Source organism: Brachybacterium phenoliresistens, assembly GCF_039530785.1.
GTDB classification, from domain to species: Bacteria; Actinomycetota; Actinomycetes; order Actinomycetales; family Dermabacteraceae; genus Brachybacterium; species Brachybacterium phenoliresistens.
In genome coordinates, this window is the sequence record NZ_BAAAOW010000010.1 from 56255 (window position 1) to 77769 (window position 21515).

Here is a 21515-nt window from a genome sequence, read left to right on the forward strand (position 1 = left end):
GGTGGCACGGAGGACCAGGGCCCTCGCGCTCGGCGCCGGGGCCCTCGCCCTCGGTGCCGCCGGCGCCCACGTCTGGGCCCGTCATATCGAGATCCACCGGTACACGCTGCGCGAGCACACGCTGCCGATCCTCCCCGCGGGGGCCCGGACGGTGCGCCTGCTGCACATCAGCGACATCCATCTGATGCCGGACCAGGACCGCAAGCTCGCCTTCCTGCGCCATCTCGCGGCCCTGCGCCCGCATCTGGTCATCGACACCGGCGACAACATCGCCTCCGCCGCCGCGATCGGGCCGCTGGGCCGCGCCCTGGACCCGCTGCTGCACCGTCCCGGCGCCTTCGTGATGGGCTCGAACGACATGTACGCGCCGTCCCCGAAGAACCCGCTGCGCTACTTCCTGCCCGACCCGCGGCCGGAGGGGTTCACGGACACCGCCCGGGATCCGGATCTTCCGACGCAGGCGCTGCGGGAGGTGCTGGGGGCGCACGGCTGGGCCGACCTCACCAACGCCCGCGCCACGATCCGCCTGCCCGGACTGGACGTGGAGCTGACCGGTGTGGACGACCCGCACCTCGAGCGCGACGAGTTCCCTCGGCCCGTCCCCGCGGGCGCGGGCGACGTGCCGGTGCTGCGCCTGGGCGTCGCCCACGCCCCGTACCGCAGGGTGCTGGACGCCTTCGCGGCCGATGGCACGGACCTGGCCCTGGCCGGCCACACGCACGGCGGCCAGCTGCGCCTGCCCGGGATCGGGGCGCTGGTGACCAACTGCGACCTGCCGCGCTCCCAGGCCCGCGGGGTCTCCGCCTGGGACGGCATGGCGCTGCACGTGAGCGGCGGCCTGGGCGCGAGCCCCTTCTCGAACTTCCGGACCTTCAACCCGCCGGAGGCGACCTTGCTCACGTTGCGCGCCCAGGACCGGACCTGAGTTCGCACCACGCCCCTGGTCGGGGTAGAGTTTCACGTCGGTGAGGCACTTCGGTGGATCACCAGGCGGGGTGTGGCGCAGCTTGGTAGCGCGCCTCGTTCGGGACGAGGAGGTCGCAGGTTCAAATCCTGTCACCCCGACCGCCGGCCGGAACGCGGCATCATCCACGGATGGTGCCGCGTTTCCGCTTCCGTGGACGGTTTCTGTGGACGGCCGCGTGCGATCGCGGCTATCGTCCTGCTCGACGGGGACCGCGGCGCACCGCGGTGATCGCCCCCGGGGCGGGGGCGGATCGGGGATCTGCGAGGACGGCAGGGTCGTCGCGCGCCGGGAGCAGGGGCGATGAGGGGCTCGCGCCGATGCGGCAGCGGGGAGAACCGGGGAGCCGAGGGGACGTGACATCGGGAAATAACAGCCGTGTAACTAACACAGAGGTTCGAAAAGAGCACGGAACAACACCCCGCACATCCCTCATTCTTGGTAAAAGTTGGGCAAAGCTGCTCGCAAGCCCGCGTAAAGCCAGGCGACAGGCGCACAGGCCAGAACCCTAGAGTGTCGGTGGTGCCGCCAGGACTGGGGCGCCGTCCGGTGTGGTCGCCGCTCCGTCCCCATTCCGGTCACTTCCTCACTTTCCCCTGGGGACGGGCGCTGTGCGCGAGGCGGGAGATCCGTCTCCCGTGCGAGCCTCCGGCGAGGCGAGGAGAAAGAGACGACCGCCATGTTCCAAGCTCCTTCACGTGCCACGCACAGGGCCCCGGGCCGAGCGGTGGTGAACTACCGGGGGATCGCGGCGCCCGTAGGCCGCGGGGTCGGCGGCGTCGCCGTCCTCGGCGCGGTCACCGCCACCGGCTCGCTCGTGGCCATCCCGGAGGCCGAGGCGCTCGCCCCGGTCGAGCTCTCGGCCCTCGCGCCGGGCGCCCCGATCGCGCCCACCGAGTTCTCCCCCGAGGTCCAGCGGGAGATCGACACGTACACCGCGCTCGTGCTGCGCCCGGGTGCCCGCGGCGACGCGATCACCTACCTGCAGAACCGCCTGAACGACCGCGGCGCCGGTCTCCCCGTGGACGGCTACTACAACGTGGCCACCCGCAAGGCGGTCGAGGCCGTGCAGACCAACGGCGGCGTGACCGTCGACGGCGCCGTCGGCCCCTCCACCTGGGACCTCCTGGTCAACACCTCGGCCGAGGAGGTGCCGGCCGTGCTGCCCGAGGCGGCGCCCGCCCCGCGCACCACCGAGCCCGCGGCCGCCTCGACCTCCTCCGTCGGCTCCGACGAGGCGCGCTACGCCCCCCAGGTGCTGCGCTACGGCTCCCGCGGCGAGGCCGTCTCCTTCCTGCAGGCGCGGCTGAACGACCGCGGCGCCGGGATCCCGGTGGACGGGAGGTTCGGCCCCGCCACGCGCAGCGCCGTGCGCACCCTCCAGAGCAACGGCGGGGTGGGCGTGGACGGGGTCGTCGGGCCCGTCACCTGGGACATCCTGTTCAACACCGGGGCGGACGAGGTCCCGGCGAAGGCGAAGAGCTCCGCTCCCGCGACCTCGCCGGACTCCGGCGGCTCGTCCTATGTCGGCACCGTGCTGCGCTACGGCGACCGCGGCGCCGCCGTGACGTACCTGCAGGCCCGCCTCAACGACCGCGGGGCCGACATCCCCGAGGACGGGCGCTTCGGCCCGGCGACGCGGGCGTCGGTGCGTGCCCTGCAGTCCAACGCCGGCATCTCGCGCGACGGCGTCGTCGGCCCCCGCACCTGGGACGTCCTGGTCAACTCCAGCGCCGAGGACGTCCCCGCGCGGTCCACCGGCAGCACGCAGGCCTCCGGGTTCAACAGTAAGACCATGGTCGCGCAGGCCAAGTCCTACCTCGGCACGCCCTACGTGTGGGGCGGCGCGTCGTCCTCGGGCATGGACTGCTCGGGCCTGGTCAAGCTGGTCTACAACGCCCACGGCATCGAGGTGCCCCGGGTGGCCCGCAACCAGGTCTACGGCGGCCGCATCATCCCCAAGTCGGAGGCCAAGCCCGGCGATCTCGTCGCGTTCTCCTCGGGCAACTGGGGCCACATCGGCATCTACATCGGCAACGGCCAGATCATCGATGCCGGCAACTCGAAGGGTCGCGTCGTCCAGCGCGACATCTGGAACTCCCCACACGTGTACGTGACCTACCGCTGACGCGGAGCACGCACGCAGGACCACGGCCCCTGCTCGATGCGACAGCATCACCGGGAAGGAGCAGGACCCGTGGACGAGGGCCCGATCGGCGGATGCCGGTCGGGCCCTCGTCATGTCCGCGCCCGGGCCTCCCGAGCCTTCCGGGCCGTGCGGCCCGGCGCCGCCGCCGGCCCCGGCCCGACCTGCGACACCGTCCTCACCGGCGGCGGGAGTGTGGAAGGATGGTCGGCGACCCAGATCACAGCGGCGTCCTCCAGGAGTGATGACATGTCGGCACCTCTGAGCCTCGTGCCCCTTCCCCAGCACGTCAGCTGGTCCTCCGGCGTCTGGGACCCGGCGGATCCGTGGGAGGAGCTCTCGGTGGGCCTGTCCGAGGACCTCCCCCGCACCGAGTACACCCTCGCGATCTCCCCGCAGGGCGCGGCCCTCACCGCCGGCAGCGAGGCCGCCCTGGCCGACGGCCGCAACACCTTCGCGCAGATCGTCGCGGGCAGCGACGGCCCGATCCCCTGCGTGAGCATCCACGACTTCCCGCGCCATGCCTGGCGCGGCCTGCACCTGGACGTCGCCCGGCACTTCTTCGGGATCCCCCAGCTCGAGAAGATGATCGACGCCCTCGCCCTGCACCGCCTGAACGTCCTGCATCTGCACCTCACCGACGACCAGGGCTGGCGCGTCGAGATCAAGGGCTACCCGCGCCTGACCGAGGTCGGCGCGCGGCGCGAGCGGACGCTGCAGGGGCACATGTCCGGCGATCCCGAGGAGTTCACCTTCGACGGGACCCCGCACGAGGGCTTCTACACCCAGGAGGAGCTGCGCGGTCTGGTCGAGTACGCCCGCCGCCGCGGCGTGATGATCGTGCCCGAGATCGACCTCCCCGGGCACATGCAGGCCGCGATCGCCGCCTACCCGGAGCTCGGCAACACCCCCTCCGTCCAGGTGGGCGTGCGGGAGGTCTGGGGCATCTCCGACCACGTGCTCGGCGTCTCCGACGAGGTCTTCGCCTTCGTGCGCGACGTCCTCCTGCAGGTCGCCGAGATCTTCCCCGCCCCCTACGTGCACATCGGCGGCGACGAGTGCCCGCGCACCGAGTGGGAGCGCTCCACGGCGGCCCGCACCCGCATGACCGAGTGGGGACTGACCCGCGTCTCCGAGATCCAGGGGCGCTTCACCGCCTTCGCGGCCGAGGTCCTCGCCGAGCGCGGCAAGCGGATCATCGGCTGGGACGAGGTCCTCGAGTCCCATCTGCCCGACGACACCGTGGTCATGAACTGGCGCCGGCCCCGCGGAGTGGTCGAGTCCGTGGGCCGCGGCTTCCAGACGATCGTGGCGACCTCGGACGTCCTCTACTTCGACCACTACCAGGACGACCCGGACCTGGAGCCGCTCGCCATCGGCGGCAGGACCACCGTCGAGGACGTCTACGAGGCCGAGCTCGTCCCGGCGAAGGCGGAGGCCGACGGCGCCTCGCTGGTGCTCGGCATCCAGGGGCAGCTGTGGACGGAGTACATCTCCACCCCCGAGCACCTGGAGTACATGGCCTTCCCGCGGGTGTGCGCCCTCGCCGAGCGCGCCTGGGGCTCCCCCCGCCAGAACTACGAGGAGTTCGAGGAGCGGCTGCGCGGGCACCTGCCGCGCCTGGACGCCTTCGGCATCGCCTACCGCCCGCTGGACTGAGCATGTCGAACCATCACGACGCCCACCCCTACGGCCGATCCGGCCAGGACGTCCGCCGTCGCACCCTGCGGGAGAAGCGGCTGCGGCGCGTGCGGATCACCCAGCTCGTCACCTTCTCCCTGCTGGTCATCCTGCTGGTCGGCTCGGTGGCCTTCGCCCTGATGCAGCTGCGCGGGCCCGAGGAGCCGACCGTCGCCGCGACCTCCGCGGCGCCGGAGGGCTGCCCCGCCCCCGGCGCCGTCCCCGCCGCGCCCGCCGATGTGCAGGTGACGGTGCTCAACGGGACGGACACCCGGGGCCTGGCCGGCACCGTGACCGATGAGCTCGCCGCGCGCGGCTACGTCACCGGCACCGCCGGGAACACCTCCGATGCCGAGGGCCCGGCGACGGTCCAGTACGGCCCGGAGGGCTACCTCGCGGCCGCCTCGGTCGCCGCGCAGGTCGACGGCGCGGTGCTGCAGGAGGCGGACCTCTCCGGCACGGAGGTGCGTCTGCTCATCGGCGAGGGATGGGCGGGCCTGCGCCCGGCCGACGCCGCCACCGCCGCCCTGGCCGAGCCGGTCACGCCGCCCGAGGGATGCGCCTGAGCGACGCGCCGTGATCGCCGGCGGCGCGGCTCGCGCACGACCCGCGCGCGCGGCTCCGGGATGGACGGTCAGTCCTTCCAGGTCCGGCGGTCGATCTCCATGCGGGTGCCGATCCAGAGCATGGTCCCGCCCGCGAACAGGGTCAGCCCGACCACCGCGCCGAAGACGACGGCGGTGGACGCGGCACCGGGGAGCAGCCCCGCCAGGACCGTGTTGATCCCGGCGGTGTCCTGCGGGGTGGCCGCGCCGGACTCGGCCTCGGGATCGACCTCGACGGCGAAGGTGCCGCGGGAGACGACGCCGGCCGAATCGGTGACGAGGTAGTCGATGCGGGGCGTCGTCCCCACGAAGCCCGCGGCCGGCTGGAAGCTCAGCACGCCGTCGTTCCCGATCGTGAAGACGCCCTCGTCGGGGATCTCCAGGCGGCTGCCCGTCCAGTTCTCCAGCTCCTCGAGGTTGACGGCGTCCAGGGAGCGCAGCCGCAGCGAGGCGGGGTCCAGGGGCTGCCCCACGGCGCCCGGCGTGTCGTTGGCCAGGACGTCCGCGGTGACGGGGGTGCCGGGGGGCGTGCGGGCGTCGTCGGCGCGGATCGTCGGCACGCTGCTCGCGTACTGCACGGTCAGGGTCGAGGTCGTGGCGTTGTCGGAGTAGACGCTCGGCGACTCGATCGTGACCGGCGTGACCACCAGCCCCGGCTCGGCGGTCGCCGGGGTGAACGTGACCGTCTTCGCGTCGACGTCGTAGGCCCAGGTCCCCTCCCCCGGCACCCGCAGGCTCCGGGCGTCCGCGGCGAGCGTCGCGCCCTCGGGGATCGGCACCGTGAAGGTGATCGCATCGGCCCGCACATCGCGCCCGGGCTGGTCGGCCAGATCGAAGACGACGGGCGAGCCGTGGACCCCGGCCGCGGTGAGATCGGCCATGACCGGATAGCCCGGGTCCAGCAGGGCGCGCGAGGAGGTCGCCCCCTCGCCGTCGCCTCCGATGACCCCCATCGGGGCGGCGACGGTGACCTCGCGGCTGTCCGGGGTGAAGGTCACCGTCCCCGCGCTCCGGTCCAGGCGCCACACGCCCTGGTCGGGGACGACCGCCTCGGTGCGGTCCTCGGAGAGCTCGATGGCGCCGGGCTCGTCCGTCGGGAGCGCGAGCTCGAGGGTCGAGGCGCTGACGTTCTGCATCCCCTCGGCGAGGTTGAAGACGATCGGATCGCCGAACGGCGCCGAACGATACGTGTCCGGGATGACCGGGGTCATCACCGTGACCGTCCCGGCGCGGGCCGGCTGGCCGCTCTCGTCGTAGGAGGCGTAGCGCACCGGGGTGGGCTGGCTCCCCAGCTTCGAGCGCACCGGCGTGAAGGTGAGCGAGAGGCGGTCCTCCGACAGCTGCCAGCTGCCCTGCTGGGGCACCACCAGCCGGGTGCCGTCGCTGGTGACGGTCGACCCGTTCGGCAGGCCCTCCAGCAGCAGCTCCTGCTGTCCGGCGACGAGCTGCGGGTCCTGCTCGAGGAGATGGACGGTCACGGACTGGCCGGCGCTGGCGCGCACCCGCTGGACCACGGAGTCGGGGGCGGCGACGGTCAGCTCGGCCGGCTCGGACCGGGTCTCGTGCACCGAACCGATGGTGAGGGCGACCGGTGTCGCCGCGCCGGGCGAGCCGGGGGCGGGGAGGTAGACGATCTGGGTGCCCTGGATGCTCCAGGTCCCCTCGCCGGCGATCTCCAGACGCCGCCCGTCCTCGGACAGGGTCATGCGCTCGCGGGCATCGGCCGGGGCGTCCTGCGGGATCTCGAGCCGGGTCGAGCCGAGGTCGAGCTCGGGCTCCGCGGAGTCCTCCACGAAGGCGGCGATGTCCACCCGGGTCTCCGTGGCCGGGGCGACGGTGATCTCGGACGTGGTCAGGGGGAGCTCGAAGGGGCCGTCCTCGCCGAGCGCCGCCGCCGGGGCGGCGATCATCATCGGGCCCAGGGCGAGCCCTGCCGCGAAGGTGGCCGCGGCCGCGCGCGTCCTGCGCCGGCCGCCGCTCCGGGGGGTCTCACGAGGGGCGTACGGCACGCCGTCACAGTACCAGGGGGCCTCGGCAGGAGCCGGGCGCGGACCTCCCGGGCACCGCGCGCGCGGTGTGCCCCAGACCACTATCCTGGGCCGATGGACGCGACCACTCCCCCACCGGCGGCCGGCGCCGATCCCTCGGTCCCTGCGCGCGCCGCGGGCACGGGCGGGGTGCCGTCCGCGCACCGCGGCCCCGATCCGATCGCCGGGATCCTCGAGGCGCTGCTTCCCGATCTGGCCGTCTGGCTCCCGCAGCGCCGCTGGTACGTGCGCGAGGGCGAGGACGGGCCGCGCCTCGAGATCCGCGCCTGGTCCCTGCTCGTGCCCGATGCCGAGCGGGACGCCCTGGCCGATCCCCTGGCCCTGATGGTCGTGCTGCGCAGCCGGGCGGAGGGATCCGGCGGCGCACGGGACTACCAGGTGCCGATCCTGCTGCGGCACCGCGACGCCGCGGAGACGGCCGGGCACGAGGCCGACGCCGTCATCGGCGAGGTGCCGTGGGAGGGACGCACCGTGCGCGCGGTCGATGCGACCTGCGAGGACGCGGGCCGCCGCGCCCTGCTGGCGCTGCTGACGCGCCCCGGCCCCGCCGGCGCCGGCGGCCTGCTCCTGCGCCCCGAGGCGGTGCGCGAGGACCGGATCGGCGGCGCGGTCCTGTCCTCCCGCCTGCTGGGCGGAGAGCAGTCCAACACGTCGATGATCTTCGACGTCGAAGGCTCTGCCGCGCTGATCCTCAAGCTCTTCCGCGTGCTGCAGGACGGCGCGAACCCCGATGTGGAGGTGCAGGGGGCGCTGGACGCCGCCGGCAGCGCACGCATCGCCCCCATGGTCGGGGCGGTGCGTGCGGCCCTCGCGCCGAGGGCCGATCCGGCGGCCGGCCGGGAGGACGCACCGGCCGGCGCCGGTCCGGGCCCCGCCGCCGGGACGGCGCACTCCCTGTTCGCCCAGCAGTTCCTGCCCGGGGTGCAGGACGCCTGGCGGGTCGCGCTGGAGCAGGCCCGCCGCGGGGAGGACTTCTCCGCCGCCGCGCGGGAGCTCGGCGAGGCGACCGCCGAGGTGCATCGGGATCTGGCCCGCGAGCTGCCCACGGCTCCGGCCGATGACGCGGCGCGCGCGGCGGTCCTGCAGGCCATGCGCGAGCGGCTGCGCACGGTGGCGGCCGCCGTGGCGCAGGTGGCCCGCTACGAGGCGGAGCTGCAGCGCATCATCGACCGGGCCGGGAGCGGCGACTGGCCGCTGCTGCAGCGCATCCACGGGGACTACCACCTGGGCCAGGTCCTCGCGGTCCCCGACCGCGGGTGGATCCTGCTGGACTTCGAGGGCGAGCCGCTGCGCTCCCTCGAGGAGCGCTGCGCCGTGGACAGTCCTCTGCGCGATGTCGCCGGCATGCTGCGCAGCGTCGACTACGTGAGCGCGACGGTGCGGCGGGAGCACGATGCGGACGCCTCCGCCTGGAGCGGCCGGGCGCGCGAGGCGTTCTGGGACGGGTACTGCGCCCGGGCCGGCTGGGATGCCGAGGCCGTGCACGACCAGCTCACGGCCTTCGAAGCGGACAAGGCGGTCTACGAGGCGCTGTACGAGCTGCGGCATCGGCCCGGGTGGATCGACATCCCGCTCGCGGCGATCGCCCGGATCGCCGCCGACGCCCGCTGACCCGCGCGCCGCTGCTGACCTGCCCGCCCCTGCGCAGCGGGGGCACGGCGGCCATCGGCCGCGGTCAGGGGACGGGCCGCGGCGGCGGGGTGATCGGCGAGGTGCTGCTGAGGGGCTGCACGGAGCCGGGCAGGAACGCGCCGCTGATCACCCGCACCGCGAGCCGCCCGGCGCCGATCAGCTCCGCCGTCAGCCCGTCCTCGCCGCGCCATCGCGCCTGCGGCAGGCTCGTCCCGGGCGGCGCCTCGACCCGGTGCAGGGCGAATCCGCGCAGGGGGCCGTCCAGGCCCGATGCCGCCGCCTCGAGCTCGGCGACGGTGCACAGCTCTTCCGGAGCGCGGGCAGACCCGGCGCGGTGCAGGGGCGCCCGCGAGACGAGCAGGCTCGAGACGTGGACCATGGTCCCCAGCCCCTGCCAGCTCCCGCCGGAGGAGCGGTCCCGGAAGGGCCGTGCCTCCTCGAAGCCCTCGATCTCGGGGTGCTGGTCCAGCAGTGCACGGGTCATCTCCGCGAGGAGGGCGCGGACCCGCCCGTGGGTCTCGTCCTGCGTGGGGACGGACGGCTCCGGGGAGGCCGGGACGGACGACATGCTCCGGCTCCTTCCCTGCACGCGCGGATCCCGGCACGGCTGCGGGCGCAGCTCCGGGGGCGACCAGGATATGCGCGGCCGCGGTACGCCGCCGATGGGGAGAAGTCCCCATGGACGCCGGCGCCGCGATGTGCCGATACGCCGCGAGACGGCGCGGGCCGGACGCCAGGGCGCGCCGAGCACGCCCCTGACCAGGGTGGATGCTCGCCCCGCCGGCCGCCGGGTCAGTCGGGGACGGGCACGAACTCGATCGGGCTGACCGAGGAGTAGCGGTCCTCGCGGATCGAGACCACGCCCACGCCGCCGATGAACGGCGCCAGCGCCTGCGGGTTCTTGCCGGGGTTGGCCAGGACGACCTGGAAGCCGAAGTGCCGGAAGGACTCCATGGCGGCGGTGATGAACTTGCCGGCCCCCTTGGAGAACGCCTCGTCGATGATGATCGGCGCATAGCGGGGCACGTCCACCCCTGTCCCGGCGAGCTGGTACCGCAGCGCGGCGGCGAGGCAGAAGGTCGCCAGGCGCTCGTTCTGCCCGCCGGACAGCGGCCCGCCGGATTCGTGGGCGTGCACGACCGTGCCCTCGGCGTCGACCTCCTCGGCGTGGAAGTGCACGTGGCGGCGCACGTCCAGGATCACGCGGGAGACCGGGTCGTCCTGGGTGCGGGCGTCGGAGATGATGCCCATCAGGTGGCGCAGGGAGACGAAGCGCTCCTCCGCCTTCTCGCGGTCGCGGGTGATGTCGTTCTCGACGGTGTCGGCGACGGCGTCCTCGAGGGCCTTGCGGAACTCGTCGAGGGCGGCCAGGTGCACGGGGCGCATCGACAGCTGCAGGTAGCGCCCGGAGTGGAACTCCACCTGGGCCAGCAGCGAGTTGATCCGCTGCAGGCGCTTGCGCACCTCGGCCGGCTCCCGGGCGATCGCGGTGGCCAGGGCCTGCACGTCCCCGAGGGTGTTGCCGGTGAAGAACTCGAAGAAGCGGTCCTCCACCTCGGGCAGCTTCTCCTCCTGGATCCGCTGGTGGATCGCGAGGTAGTCCGGGGCGGCGTCCAGGGACGTGTCGGTGTCCCCGGCATCGGCCGGCCAGCGGCGGGCGAACTCGCGCATGGCCGTGCGCATGTCCTCCTCGGCGCGGGAGGTGCGGCGGGTGAGGTCCATCAGCTCCGCGTCCAGCGTCGCCGAGGCGTCCTTGGTGACCCGGTCGATGTTGCCCAGCACGAGGTTCTTCGCGATCGCCCGGAAGCGCTCGTCCAGCTCCTCGCGGACCTCCTCGGACAGCTCGCGCTCGGCGATGCGGCCGCGGGCCTCGGCGAGGCGCTCCGCGGTGCGCTCGGCCTGCTCGGTGAGCTTCCCGGCGCTGCGCACCACCTCGAGCAGCTCCTCGTCGGAGTCCTTGATCGCCTGCTCGACGTCGTCGATCTGGCGGGCCAGCTCGGCGAGGGCCTCCGAGCCGTTCTCCGCCGCACGGACCATGTCGCCGAGGTTGGCGATGCGCCGCGCGATCGAGGCGGCGTCGATGTCGTCCCAGGTCACGGCGGAGAGCGCCTGCAGGGCGAAGAGCCGTTCCCGGCGGCGCTCGGCGTCGCTCTCGACGTCCTTGCGCCGGGCCTGCGCCTCGAACAGCTCCTGCTCGGCGCGCACCCGCTCGTTCTCGAACACGGTCCGCTTGGCGCGGTTGTCGAAGCCCAGCACCCACTGGGAGCGGTCGTTGATGGAGCGGTCGGCGTTCTTCTCGTGCCGGGAGGCGGAATGCTTGATCTGGCCCGAGCGCAGCACCGCGCGGGGCAGGCGCGTGAACTCCTCGAGCCCCTCGGCGCACACGTAGTCCATGCGGGCGGCGATCTCGCCGACCAGCCAGCCGTGGAACTCGCCGTCCTTGACCTCGAGCTTCGCGGCGAGCGTGCGCTCGTCGATGCTCCGCACGGGGCGGTGGAGGTCGGTGTTGACGCGGTTGTAGGAGATGCGGCGGCGCAGCTTGGTGCGGTCGATCGCGGCCGCCACGTCCCGGTAGACCCGATCGGGCACCAGGATCGAGCGGGCGAGGCCGCGCAGCGCCTGCTCGGCGGCGGCGGTCCACTCCTCCTCGCCGGCGCGCACCTGCAGCAGCTCCGCCGCGAACGGCAGATCGGTGGGGGCGACGCCCACCTCCCGGGCGATGTGGTCGCGCAGCGCCACGTCCTCGGAATGGAGATTGGAGGCGCGGGTGGTGAGGGACTTGAGCTCCTGCGTGGTCCGCTGCAGCGCCTCCTGCCATTCGCGGACCTTCGCCTCCGCGTCCCAGCGGGCGCGGTCCGCGCCGCGCTCCTCCTCCTCGAGGGAGGTGCGCAGGGCGGCGACCTCGCGCTGGGTCGCCAGGAACAGGTCCTCGCTGATCGGGGTGCGCAGGTCGACGGTGGCCAGCTGGGCCGCGAACTCCGTCGCCCGCTCCTTGCGGCGCGTGCGCTCGACCTCGAGACCGGCGATCTGCTGCTTCCAGTCGTCGATCTCCCCGCCGCCGGCGCGGCGGCGCTGCTCCTTGAGCTGGGCGAGGTCGGCGCGGGCCTCGCCGACGTCCTGGGTCAGCCGGCGCTGGTGCGCCTCGAGCCGCTCCTTCTCCAGGCCCAGCCGGTCCTGGTCCTCCCCGAGCAGGCGCACCAGGTGCTGGGCGGCGAAGAGGTCGATGTCCGCGCGCCGATCCACGAGCTCCGCGCCGCGGGCGCGCATCGCGGTCCACGACTCGTGGGCCTCCTTCAAGCCCGCCAGCAGGTCCCGCTGCTCGCGCGCGGTGACGAGGGCCTCGTACACCTCGGAGAGGTTGTGGAAGTTGGCGAGGGCCTGGTCGGCCAGCTCGAAGGTGCGCGGCTCGTCGAGCATGTAGTCGCGCAGCAGGGCGTTGACGTCGCCCAGCTCCTTGGCGGACTGGATCTTGTGCAGCAGCGCGAGCGCCTTCTCGTCGGGGATGCCGAGGATCTGGCTGAACTTCGCGCGGTACTCGCGGAACTGGCGGAAGGTCTCGGTTCCCGGGTGCGCGGCCTCGAGCGCCTTGCCCTCGATGCTGCTGGCGACGAACTTGCGCAGGTCCGAGACGTCCAGCGGGGTGCGTGCGATGACGTAGAGGCTCTTCACGTCGGAGTCGGCGGTGTGGCCGGCGTGCAGCAGCAGCAGGCGCGTGAGCTGCACCGTGCCGCCCGTCCCGTCGGAGTAGCGCAGCGTGATCACCGACAGGGTGCTCTTCTCGCGCAGCACCTCCTGGCTGAACTCGCCGGTGGCGGCGTCGTAGTGCATCGCCCAGGCGCCGCGGACATAGCTCGCCACGGTGCGGCGGTACTTCGAGCGGGCCGGGCCCGCGTCCGATGCCGCCGCGTTGAAGTGCAGCGTGCGCGGGGGCGTGAGCAGGGCGCTGATGGCGTCCAGCAGGGTGGACTTGCCGGTGCCCGGTCCCCCCGTGAGGAAGAAGCCCTTGGGCGAGATCTCCAGGTCATGGGTGCCGTGGAAGGTGCCCCAGTTCGACAGCTGGACGTGCGTCAGCCGCCACTGGCCGGGGTGGGGATGCTCCGCGTCGCGCACGGCGCCGTCGTCGGCGGGGCGCTCCTCGGGAGCCATCCCGGGCAGGTCGAGGGTCTCGGTCACGGAAGCCACCGCACAAGGGTACCGGTGCGGGGATCCGCTCAGATCCCGCGGCGCAGGATCCGCGGAACGGCCCAGGCCGAGAGGGCCGGCAGCGCCGCCAGCAGCAGCCAGGGCAGCCCCGCCGCCTCGGGACGGGCGGCGCCCACGTCCAGCAGCCGGCCCACCGCCGTGTTGCCCAGCAGCACCGCCGCTCCCCCGCAGGAGGCGAGCAGGCCGAAGTACGATCCCGTCGGCCCGCCCGCGGCGAAGCGCGGCACGAGGCCGAGGGCGGTGGGCGAGGCCGCCAGGTGGCCGATCATCAGCAGGGTCGCCGCGCCCAGCACCGCCGCCGTCCCCGGGCCGCCGGCGCCTCCGTCCGCCGCCCCGCCGGCTCCCCCGGCATCGGCCGCGGGACCGGCGAGGGTGGCGAGCAGCAGCACCACGAAGCCGCCGGCGGTCAGCAGATAGCCGGTCCGCAGCGCCGCCGGCGCCCCGACGCGCACGCTCCAGCGGGAGACCGGGATCTGCAGGGCGAGGGTCAGCACGGAGACCCAGGCGAACAGGAGGCCGACCGCCTGCGGACCCTGCCCGCTGCGGGTCAGCGCGAGCGGAAGCGTGAGGTACAGCTGGTTGTAGGCCAGCAGGTCGCTCGCATGGAAGCCGGCCAGGGCGAGGAAGCGCCGATCGCGCAGCGCGGCCCACGAGCTCCCCCGGGCCGCAGGGCGGGGCCGGTCCGGCGCACGGTCCGCCGGCGCTCCCGGGGCGGTGCCGGTCCGCGCCGCCCCGCGGGCGGGGACGGGGCGGGCACCTCCCGTCGCCGGCGGGCGCCGCGGCAGCGCCCACGCCAGGAACACGCCGATGCCCGTGAAGAGCGCCGCTCCCCCGGCGGCGACGGCCGCGAAGCCCCATCCCAGCATGGCCGCGCCGAGCAGCGGTCCGACCACGGCGCCGATCTCCCCGCTCACCGCCAACCACGCGAACAGGGTCGCCCGCCCGGGCGATCCGGTCCGGGGGCGCCGGGACTCCGCCTCGGCGACCAGGACGTTCAGGCCCGGAGAGAACAGCGCCCCGCCCAGCCCGGTGAGGATCGTGCCCACCACGAACAGGGCCAGCAGCGCGGGCCGCGCCTGCACCGACGCGGCCAGGGTGAGGAAGCCGGCGATCCGCACCCCGCACCCCAGGAGAATGACCGCCCGCGCGCCGCAGCGGTCGGCCAGCGCGCCGCCGAGCAGGAACATGCCCTGCTGGGCGAAGGTCCGCACGCCCAGCACGATGCCGACGGCGGCGCCGCCGAGGGCGAAGTCCTCGCTGAGGACGACGGCGATGAAGGGGACGACGGCGAAGAAGCCGACGTTGAACAGGGCCTGCGTGCCCAGCAGCGTGCCCGCGCGCCCCCGGATCCGCGGCGGGCGCGGTCCTGCGGGCCGGGGCGGCTCAGACGTGGGGCTCCTCGGCGGGCTGCGGCGACCCGTCCCCGGCGTCGCCGTCCTCGCCGTCCTCCGCATCGGCCGGGTCCTCGAGGGTGTCCGCGCCGGCCAGACGGTACAGGCCGATGAACTCCCGGGCGGTGTCCGGGCCGATCATCAGGCGCAGCACCGGGGAGACCTCGTAGGAGTCGCCCTGCTCGTCCAGAAGACCGGCGCGCTGGACCTTCGCGATCGAGGCGCGCACGTCCTTGGCGAACCCGGCCTCGTCGGTGGAGGTCGAGCGGCGGTACGCGGCGAGCGCCTGCTGGATCTCCGCCTCGGAGACGACGGCGCGCTGCCCCCGGGAGGACTGCGTGAGCAGCATCTGCCGCAGCACCAGCAGCAGCACCGAGTCCAGCCGGTTCAGGCCGGTCAGGCGGCGCAGCAGCTTGGGGGCGTCGGGGTCCTCCTCGCTCTGGCGGACGAAGGCGACCTGGGCGTCGTCGTCGACGACCAGCTCGAGGAACAGGTCCGCCAGCCGCGCCTCGATCGCGGCGCGATCCCGCAGCAGCTGGGAGTAGCGCACCGCGTCCTTGCGTCCGTCCAGGAAGGGGCCCTGCAGCAGGGCCACCAGCACGCGCCGCGACTCGTCGACCAGGCGGTGCAGGATGACCGAGCGGCCCGCGGCGCGGTCATCGGCCTCGTTCGGCGTGGAGGGGGAGATCGTCACGGGTCACGAGGGTACCGGTTCGCGCGGCCCGAGCCGGCCTGGGGCACGCACCGGCAGGTGCGGCCCGAGCCGGCCCGGGGCACGCACCGGCAGGAGGCCGTCCCGGGGAGCACGGCCCGGAGGATCACAGCTCCGGATGCTCGGCGAAGGACCGTTCGGCCGCCCGGCGCAGCTCCCGCAGATCCGCGCCGGCCTCCCGCAGGCTGCAGCCGCGGCCGTTCGGCTTCACCCGGATGCCCTCGGCGTCCCAGTGCGGTCGCGCCCGCGCCAGTAGCGGGGCCGGCAGATCCCCGGACGCGTTGGTCACGCGCCACCACGTCACCGAGCCGCCCCAGTCGCGCATGATGCGGCCCACCAGGCGTGGGCCCACCCCGCAGATCTCCCCGATCTGCCCGTAGGCGGCGACGCGGCCGGGCGGGATCGCCTCGACCGTGCGCAGCACCCGCTCCACGGTGACGTCGTCCAGGCGAGGGCGGGCAGGTGCATCGGACATGACGCCAGTGTCCCACCGCCGACCGATCGGGAGGAGATCCGGGCCGCGCCACGACCTGCATCGACGTCGCGATCCCCGCACCGGTTCGTGACCGGACCGTGACGTGGGCCTCAGGACGTGGTGTGATCGAGGGGTCCGCAGGATCCTCTCCGCCTGCTCGGCGAAGAGGCCGACGACAAGGAGCTGATCATGAACGACCTGCCCATCTCCACCCCTGTCATCATCGCCATCGTCATCCTCCTGGCGCTCCTGGTGATCGTCCTGATCGTCGCCGGGGTGGTCGCCTCGCGCCGGCGGCGCGCCGCCCAGCTCGAGGCCGACAGGGCTCGCGCGGCCCAGCTGCGCGAGCAGGCGCAGCGTGAGCAGCAGGAGGTCCAGGAACGCGATCTGTCGGCCCGCGCGACGGAGCTCGAGGCGGAGCGGTCCCGTCTGGACGCCGAGCAGAAGGCCACGGAGGCCGAGCAGGAGCGCCTCGCCGCCGAGCGCCGGGCCGCCGAGGCGGAGCACGAGCGCGCCGATGTCGAGAGCTCCCGCGAGGCGGTCGCCGAGCGCCTCGCCGAGGCGGACCGCCTCGACCCCGGCCCCGGCGAGGACGACCGGACCGCGACCGGCCGCTCCCCGCGGCCCGACGACGTCCACGACGACGTCGACCGCGAGTCCGTCGACCGCGAGTCCGTCGACCGCGATTCCGTCGACCGTGAGGCCGTCGACCGCGACGTCGCCGACCGGGACGATGCCGAGGACGCGCGCCGCGGCGAGGTCGGTCCGACGGCCGCCGCCGTCGCCGCCGGCGGCGGAGCCGGGGTGGGCGTCGGCGCGGGCCCCGGCCCCGGCGTGGCGGCCGGCGCCGCGGCGCTCGCCGCCTTCGACCACGACCTCGACGACCCCGACCGTGCCGACCGGGAGCGCGCCGACCAGGACCGCGCCGCGGCCCCGGCTCCCGGGGAGGGCCGTCCCGAGGGGCACGGCCGGCGCGCGGCCGAGGCGTCGGACGACGTCGAGATCCTGCGTCCGGACTCCGAGGACGCGGTGACCTTCCGCGCCCCGGCCTCCCCCGACGGAGAGCCCGTCCCCGACCGGGAGTCCGACCGGGCCGGTCAGCACGCCGCATCGGGCGCATCGCAGCAGGCCCCGGATCCGGCCGAGCCGCGGGTCGCCCCCGATCGGACGGCTCCCCCGGCCGACGCCGCGCTGCCGGATGGCCCCGCCCCGGAGGGCGCGTCGCACCCGGAGCACCCGGCCTCGCCGTATGCGGACGGACAGATCGGCGCCGAGGTCGACTACGAGGAGTACTACGAGCGTCACCGCGAGGACGCCGATCCCCGGGAAGGCACCACGGGCGACGGCTCCGGCCGCGACCGCTGACCTGCCGGCGTCGCGGTCCCGGCCCTCAGCCGGCGAGGGCGTCGATCGCGTCCTCGCGGGCCGTCCACGCCGGGGCCGCCTCCAGCAGGGCGGCGCTGCGCTGCAGCCGCTCGCGGGACTCGGCATCGGCCGGGACCAGGACGATCAGGCGGGACCCCAGCGCCGGGTCCAGCCACAGACTCTGGAAGTGCACCGTGATCAGCCCGGCGCGCGGGGAGCGGTAGCGCCGCAGCCGCGGCTGGTCGTCGGCGACCTCGTGGCGGTCCCAGTAGCCGCGGAACTCCTCCGAGCCCTCGCGCAGGCGCTCCACCAGGGCCCGCCAGCGCGGCTCCTCGTGATGCTCGGCCTGCCGGGCGCGCAGCCGGGCGGCGATCTCCGGCAGCACGAGCTCCTCCTCGACCAGGCTGCCGCGCCACACCGGGTCGGTGAACATGAGCCAGGCGCAGTTGCGGTCGTCGGGCGGGTACGCGTCCAGGTCCGCGAACAGGAAGCGGTAGGCCCGGTTGGAGGCGACGATCTCGTAGGCCTCGGTCTGCACCGCCGCCGGCCACGGCAGCATCTGCTCCAGGAGGAACACGTGCTCGGGGCGCAGGGCCATGGGCGGGGCGGGCTTGGCCGGGGTGCGCTCGGCGAGCACCAGCATGTGGTGGCGCTCCGCCTCGCTCATCCGCAGCACCCGCGCCACGGCATCGAGCACCTGCTCCGAGACGCCCTTCGCCCGCCCCTGCTCGAGCCAGGTGTACCAGGTCACGCCCACGCCTGCGAGCTGGGCGACCTCCTCGCGGCGCAGCCCCGGGGTGCGACGACGGCCGGTCGCGACCAGCCCCGCATCGGCCGGGGAGACCTTCTCGCGGCGCGCCCTGAGGAAGGCGCCCAGCTCCTGGCGTCGATCGCGGAAGTTCTCCATGCCTCCAGTGTGGCCCCGCCTCGACGGCACAGCCAGGTGGCGTCAGTACCATGATGAGCGGGCTCCTGGTCACAGGATCACGGGGAGCCGAGGGTGGTCGCCATGACCACACGACCCCTCTCCGCCCCACCGATCGCGGCGGGGCCCTCCTCCCCTCCCGCCCCACTGACCGCCGCCGGGCTCGCCGTGCTGCTCATCGCGGTGATGCCGGTGAACTTCGTCTTCGGCAGCGTGAACGTGCTGGCCGATGCGATCGGCCACGACCTCGGCACCGGCCCCGCCGGCCAGCAGCTGGTCCTCGCCTCGTACACCACCGCCTTCGCCGCGGGCCTGGTCGTCTCCGGGCGGATCGGCGACCGGTGGGGACGGCGGCGGATGCTGCGGATCGGCGGCCTGGCCATGGCCGTGATCAGCATCGCCACCGCGTTCGCCCCCGGGCTCGCGAGCATGGTCGTGCTGCGGGTGCTGCTGGGCATCGGCGCAGGGCTGCTCACCCCGCAGGTGCTCGCGACCATCCAGACGACGGCGCGGGGCGCCGCCCGATCCCGGGGGCTGATGCTGTTCGCGGCGGTCAGCGGCGTGAGCACCGTGCTGGGGCAGATCGTCGCCGGCGTCGTCGCGACCTCCCTGCCCGAGCACCTGGGCTGGCGGGCCGTGCAGGTCCTGACCGGGCTGCTCGCCCTCGCCGGGGTGCTCGCCCTGCGGGCCGTCCCGGCCAGCCGCTCCCCGCACCCGCTGGACCTGGATGCGCCCGGCTCCGCGGTGCTCGGCGCCGCCCTGCTGATGCTGGTCGTGCCGCTGACCATCGGACCGTCCTCGGGCTGGCCCGCCTGGTCCCTCGCCGCCCTGGTGGGAGGCGGCCTGTTGCTGGTGGCGTTCTGGGCGCTGCAGCTGCGTTCCGAGCGGGCGGGCCGCATCCCCGTCGTGCCGCCGTCGGTGCTGCGCGTCGTCGTGGTGCGGCGCGGTCTGGTGATGGCTCTGCTGTTCTTCACCACCTACGGCGCGATGCTGTACGAGCTGGCGGCGCTGGCCCAGTCCCGCTACGCCATGGGGCCGATGGGCCCGGCCCTGCTCGTGCTCGGCTTCGGGATCGCGTTCATCGCGACCTCGGCCCTGCTGCCGCGCCTGGTGCCCGGCGCCGGGGAGCGGACGATGCTGCGTGCCGCCGTCGTCCAGTCGCTGATCCTGCTGGCGATCGCCGGGCTCTCCGCGACCGGGCACGACGACCTCGCCACCCTGCAATGGGCGCTGATCCCGATGGGCGTCGTCCAGGCGTGCATGTTCGGACCGGTGCTGACCACGGTCCTCTCCCGCGCGCCCCAGGAGGCGGCCGGCACCGTCGGCGGGCTGTTCGCGACGGTCCAGCAGCTGGGCCTCAGCCTCGGCGTCGCCCTGCTGGGCGGACTGTTCTGGTCGCTGGCCGGACATGATGCCGCCGGCGGGGCGGCGGACGCGGCGACCGGGCGCACCGCCGCGGACGCGGCCGCGGCGATGGATCACGCGCTGGGCGTCGTGTTCGCCGTGCATGCCCTGTGCGCCCTGGTCTTCGCGGCCCTGGCCCGCTCGCTCATGTCCCTCCCGCCCGCCGACGCCGCACCGGTGGCCGACGCCGCACCGGTGGCCGACGCCGCACCGCCCGCCGAGGCCGCGCCGGTCGTCGACGCCGCGCCGGCATCGGCCAGGCCAGCCGGCTGACCCCGGGCGCGCGACGCGCCATCGCCCGGAGTGAATCCGTCGCTACCTCGCCGGGAAGCGACGGATTCACTCCGGGGGATCTCGTAGCGACGGATTCACTCCGATCGTTTCCGCGAGCACGCCGCCATGGAACCCTGTGCTCGCAGGGCACGGCAGCAGGGACGGTCAGTCGGCGGGGACGTCGTCGAGGAAGTAGAAGGCGGGGATGCGGGCGGCGTAGTCGTTGCCGTCCAGCTCCCGCCAGGTGACGATCTCGGTCGAGCCCTCGCGGACCTGCGCGTGCTGCGTCGCCAGGAACATCAGGCCGATGACGCTGGCCAGGCCCTGGGTGGCGGGCTGCTCGCGCAGGACGTCGGCGATGGAGGCCTGCCCGGCGCGGCCGCGCACGGTGTTGACCGCGGAGCTCAGGCCCACCAGGTCGATGTCGTTGCTGCGCACGAGATCGGCGAGCACCTCGACGCTCAGGGTGGTGGCGTCATGGACCTCCGCCTCGACGGGGGCGCCGGGGTCGGTGGGGTCCTTGAGCTGATGCTGGGCGACCGAGGCGATCCGTGCCCGGGCCACATGCATCTCCAGCGGGAACGGATCGCGCGGGGGGACCTCGTCCTTCTGGGCGAGGGCGATCCCCTGCGCCTCCTGCAGCAGGTCCAGCAGCACCCGGTGCTGGCGGAAGTCCTGGCTGCGCACGAACCGGGCCAGGGAGCGGTACAGCTCGGTCTTGACGTCCAGCACCTCCTGCGCCGGCTCGTACAGGTCGCTGAAGACGTTGGCGAGGCGTTCGCGCTCGTCCCGGGTGAGCGCGGAGGCGAAGTCCCGCTCCAGCAGGCGGTCCACGACCTCCTGGGCCTGGCGGGTCTGCACCGGATCGTTGAGCATGCGGAAGAAGGCGGTGAAGGTGCGGCCCACCGTGGACTGGCCCAGCAGGTCGTCGCCGGCCAGCAGCTGCTCGAGGATCTCGCCGCGGGAGCCCTCCGGGGACAGGATCTGCTCGCGCAGGTGCAGGTCCACGCCGCGCAGGTCCTCGCGGTACTGGAGGAAGTCGCCGGACAGCTCCGCGGCGATCTGCAGGATGTCCCGCAGACGGTCCACGGAGGACTCGGGGCTGGGCAGCATCAGCTCGCCCTGGGCGAGCTCCGCGATCTCCTGCTCGATCCGGGCACGGCGGCGCTGCAGGTCCGCCAGGCGCGCGTCGCGGTCGGTCTCCGTCTCCTGGGCGAGGCGGTCGAACTGCTGGATGACCAGCTGCAGGCGGGACTGGGTGGTGGTGGGCCGATGCTCCTGCAGGGACGCGATGAACTGGACCGCGTCGATGGTCGCGGGAGAGGGCTCGAAGGTGGTCTCCACCCGCTGCGGGTCATCGCGCCGGGTGAGATAGCCCTCGCGCACCCAGGCGTCCACGTACTCGGCGGCGGAGCGGCCGGTGCGCCCGCGCTCGGGGTCCTGCTCCTCGTCGTGCAGCAGGCCGACGTGCGTCTCCACCCGGGCGACGAGCTCGCTGCGGGGAAGGCGCCGGTTCCCGGCGGGGAAGACGGACTGGAGGATGGACAGCACCGCAGGCGCCTTGGTCGCCGACAGCAGGCGCCAGGTGCTCAGCCGGCGCAGCTGCTCGTACTCCTCCTTGCGCGCGGCGACCGCGTCGGCGCGACGATCTCGCGCGGGGGTCTGCTCGGGCGTGCTCACAAGCGGCGAGCC

15 protein-coding genes and 1 tRNA gene are annotated in these 21515 nt (G+C 74.3%); 8 read left to right on the forward strand and 8 right to left on the reverse strand.

All coding sequences use genetic code 11. The features are described 5' to 3' along the window. The first annotated feature begins 1 nt into the window (after window position 1). The 5 genes from ABD234_RS16600 to ABD234_RS16620 all read left to right on the forward strand — a co-directional run bounded on the left by ABD234_RS16600 (window position 2) and on the right by ABD234_RS16620 (window position 5356). The gene (locus ABD234_RS16600) at window positions 2-925 is read left to right on the forward strand and encodes a metallophosphoesterase (RefSeq protein WP_344358620.1); all 924 of its coding nucleotides are present in this window, start codon (window positions 2-4) and stop codon (window positions 923-925) included. Between the two features lie 66 nt (window positions 926-991). Then, window positions 992-1065 (forward strand) — tRNA-Pro (locus tag ABD234_RS16605). A gap of 629 nt (window positions 1066-1694) precedes the next feature. Beyond that, window positions 1695-3092 (forward strand): C40 family peptidase, encoded by a 1398-nt coding sequence (locus tag ABD234_RS16610; protein ID WP_051487002.1) that lies wholly within the window; start codon window positions 1695-1697, stop codon window positions 3090-3092. A 267-nt stretch (window positions 3093-3359) separates the two neighbouring features. Continuing rightward, window positions 3360-4769, forward strand: a complete 1410-nt coding sequence (locus ABD234_RS16615) for a beta-N-acetylhexosaminidase (protein ID WP_344358623.1) — start codon at window positions 3360-3362, stop codon at window positions 4767-4769. 2 nt (window positions 4770-4771) lie between these two features. Then, window positions 4772-5356 (forward strand): LytR C-terminal domain-containing protein, encoded by a 585-nt coding sequence (locus tag ABD234_RS16620; protein WP_344358626.1) that lies wholly within the window; start codon window positions 4772-4774, stop codon window positions 5354-5356. 68 nt (window positions 5357-5424) lie between these two features. Here the strand turns inward: ABD234_RS16620 and ABD234_RS16625 are convergent, their stop codons facing one another. After that, window positions 5425-7404 carry an Ig-like domain-containing protein gene (locus ABD234_RS16625; RefSeq protein ID WP_344358630.1) on the reverse strand — a complete coding sequence of 660 codons (1980 nt, stop codon included), beginning with the start codon at window positions 7402-7404 and terminating at the stop codon, window positions 5425-5427. A 93-nt stretch (window positions 7405-7497) separates the two neighbouring features. On the opposite strand from ABD234_RS16625, the gene ABD234_RS16630 reads away from it, so the two are divergent. Then, window positions 7498-9054, forward strand: a complete 1557-nt coding sequence (locus ABD234_RS16630; protein WP_344358632.1) for a maltokinase N-terminal cap-like domain-containing protein — start codon at window positions 7498-7500, stop codon at window positions 9052-9054. Window positions 9055-9118: 64 nt separating this feature from the next. Here the strand turns inward: ABD234_RS16630 and ABD234_RS16635 are convergent, their stop codons facing one another. The 5 genes from ABD234_RS16635 to ABD234_RS16655 form a co-directional block, all read right to left on the reverse strand. Continuing rightward, window positions 9119-9643, reverse strand: coding sequence for a hypothetical protein (locus ABD234_RS16635; RefSeq protein WP_344358635.1), 525 nt, complete (start codon window positions 9641-9643; stop codon window positions 9119-9121). A gap of 224 nt (window positions 9644-9867) precedes the next feature. After that, entirely contained in the window at window positions 9868-13257 is a 3390-nt protein-coding gene (locus tag ABD234_RS16640; RefSeq protein WP_038373614.1) for an ATP-binding protein, read from the reverse strand. 29 nt (window positions 13258-13286) lie between these two features. Further along, window positions 13287-14732 (reverse strand): MFS transporter, encoded by a 1446-nt coding sequence (locus ABD234_RS16645; RefSeq protein WP_344358639.1) that lies wholly within the window; start codon window positions 14730-14732, stop codon window positions 13287-13289. Next, window positions 14662-15363, reverse strand: a complete 702-nt coding sequence (locus tag ABD234_RS16650; RefSeq protein ID WP_344358642.1) for a DUF4194 domain-containing protein — start codon at window positions 15361-15363, stop codon at window positions 14662-14664. The genes ABD234_RS16645 and ABD234_RS16650 overlap by 71 nt, the downstream gene beginning before the upstream one ends. A 124-nt stretch (window positions 15364-15487) precedes the next feature. Continuing rightward, the gene (locus ABD234_RS16655; protein ID WP_084148577.1) at window positions 15488-15856 is read right to left on the reverse strand and encodes an MGMT family protein; all 369 of its coding nucleotides are present in this window, start codon (window positions 15854-15856) and stop codon (window positions 15488-15490) included. A gap of 189 nt (window positions 15857-16045) precedes the next feature. On the opposite strand from ABD234_RS16655, the gene ABD234_RS16660 reads away from it, so the two are divergent. Beyond that, on the forward strand, window positions 16046-17221 hold the full coding sequence (locus tag ABD234_RS16660; RefSeq protein ID WP_344358647.1) for a hypothetical protein: 1176 nt from the start codon (window positions 16046-16048) through the stop codon (window positions 17219-17221). 25 nt (window positions 17222-17246) lie between these two features. Here the strand turns inward: ABD234_RS16660 and ABD234_RS16665 are convergent, their stop codons facing one another. Next, the gene (locus tag ABD234_RS16665) at window positions 17247-18128 is read right to left on the reverse strand and encodes a helix-turn-helix transcriptional regulator (RefSeq protein WP_038374063.1); all 882 of its coding nucleotides are present in this window, start codon (window positions 18126-18128) and stop codon (window positions 17247-17249) included. Window positions 18129-18230: 102 nt separating this feature from the next. Here ABD234_RS16665 and ABD234_RS16670 point away from each other — a divergent pair, with 102 nt between their 5' ends. After that, window positions 18231-19823 (forward strand): MFS transporter, encoded by a 1593-nt coding sequence (locus ABD234_RS16670; RefSeq protein WP_344358651.1) that lies wholly within the window; start codon window positions 18231-18233, stop codon window positions 19821-19823. 165 nt (window positions 19824-19988) lie between these two features. On the opposite strand, the gene ABD234_RS16675 is transcribed toward ABD234_RS16670, so the two are convergent. Further along, the gene (locus ABD234_RS16675; RefSeq protein WP_344358654.1) at window positions 19989-21503 is read right to left on the reverse strand and encodes a DUF3375 domain-containing protein; all 1515 of its coding nucleotides are present in this window, start codon (window positions 21501-21503) and stop codon (window positions 19989-19991) included. Between the last annotated feature and the right edge of the window lie 12 nt (window positions 21504-21515).

What these genes read in the sequence shown, in the direction of transcription:
- ABD234_RS16615 (WP_344358623.1), top strand. Translation starts at nt 3,360, where the DNA reads ATGTCGGCACCTCTGAGCCTCGTGCCCCTTCCCCAGCACGTCAGCTGG.
- ABD234_RS16660 (WP_344358647.1), top strand. Translation starts at nt 16,046, where the DNA reads ATGAACGACCTGCCCATCTCCACCCCTGTCATCATCGCCATCGTCATC.
- ABD234_RS16620 (WP_344358626.1), top strand. Translation starts at nt 4,772, where the DNA reads ATGTCGAACCATCACGACGCCCACCCCTACGGCCGATCCGGCCAGGAC.
- ABD234_RS16635 (WP_344358635.1), bottom strand. Translation starts at nt 9,643, where the DNA reads ATGTCGTCCGTCCCGGCCTCCCCGGAGCCGTCCGTCCCCACGCAGGAC.
- ABD234_RS16655 (WP_084148577.1), bottom strand. Translation starts at nt 15,856, where the DNA reads ATGTCCGATGCACCTGCCCGCCCTCGCCTGGACGACGTCACCGTGGAG.
- ABD234_RS16665 (WP_038374063.1), bottom strand. Translation starts at nt 18,128, where the DNA reads ATGGAGAACTTCCGCGATCGACGCCAGGAGCTGGGCGCCTTCCTCAGG.
- ABD234_RS16630 (WP_344358632.1), top strand. Translation starts at nt 7,498, where the DNA reads ATGGACGCGACCACTCCCCCACCGGCGGCCGGCGCCGATCCCTCGGTC.
- ABD234_RS16670 (WP_344358651.1), top strand. Translation starts at nt 18,231, where the DNA reads ATGACCACACGACCCCTCTCCGCCCCACCGATCGCGGCGGGGCCCTCC.
- ABD234_RS16645 (WP_344358639.1), bottom strand. Translation starts at nt 14,732, where the DNA reads ATGCGGAGGACGGCGAGGACGGCGACGCCGGGGACGGGTCGCCGCAGC.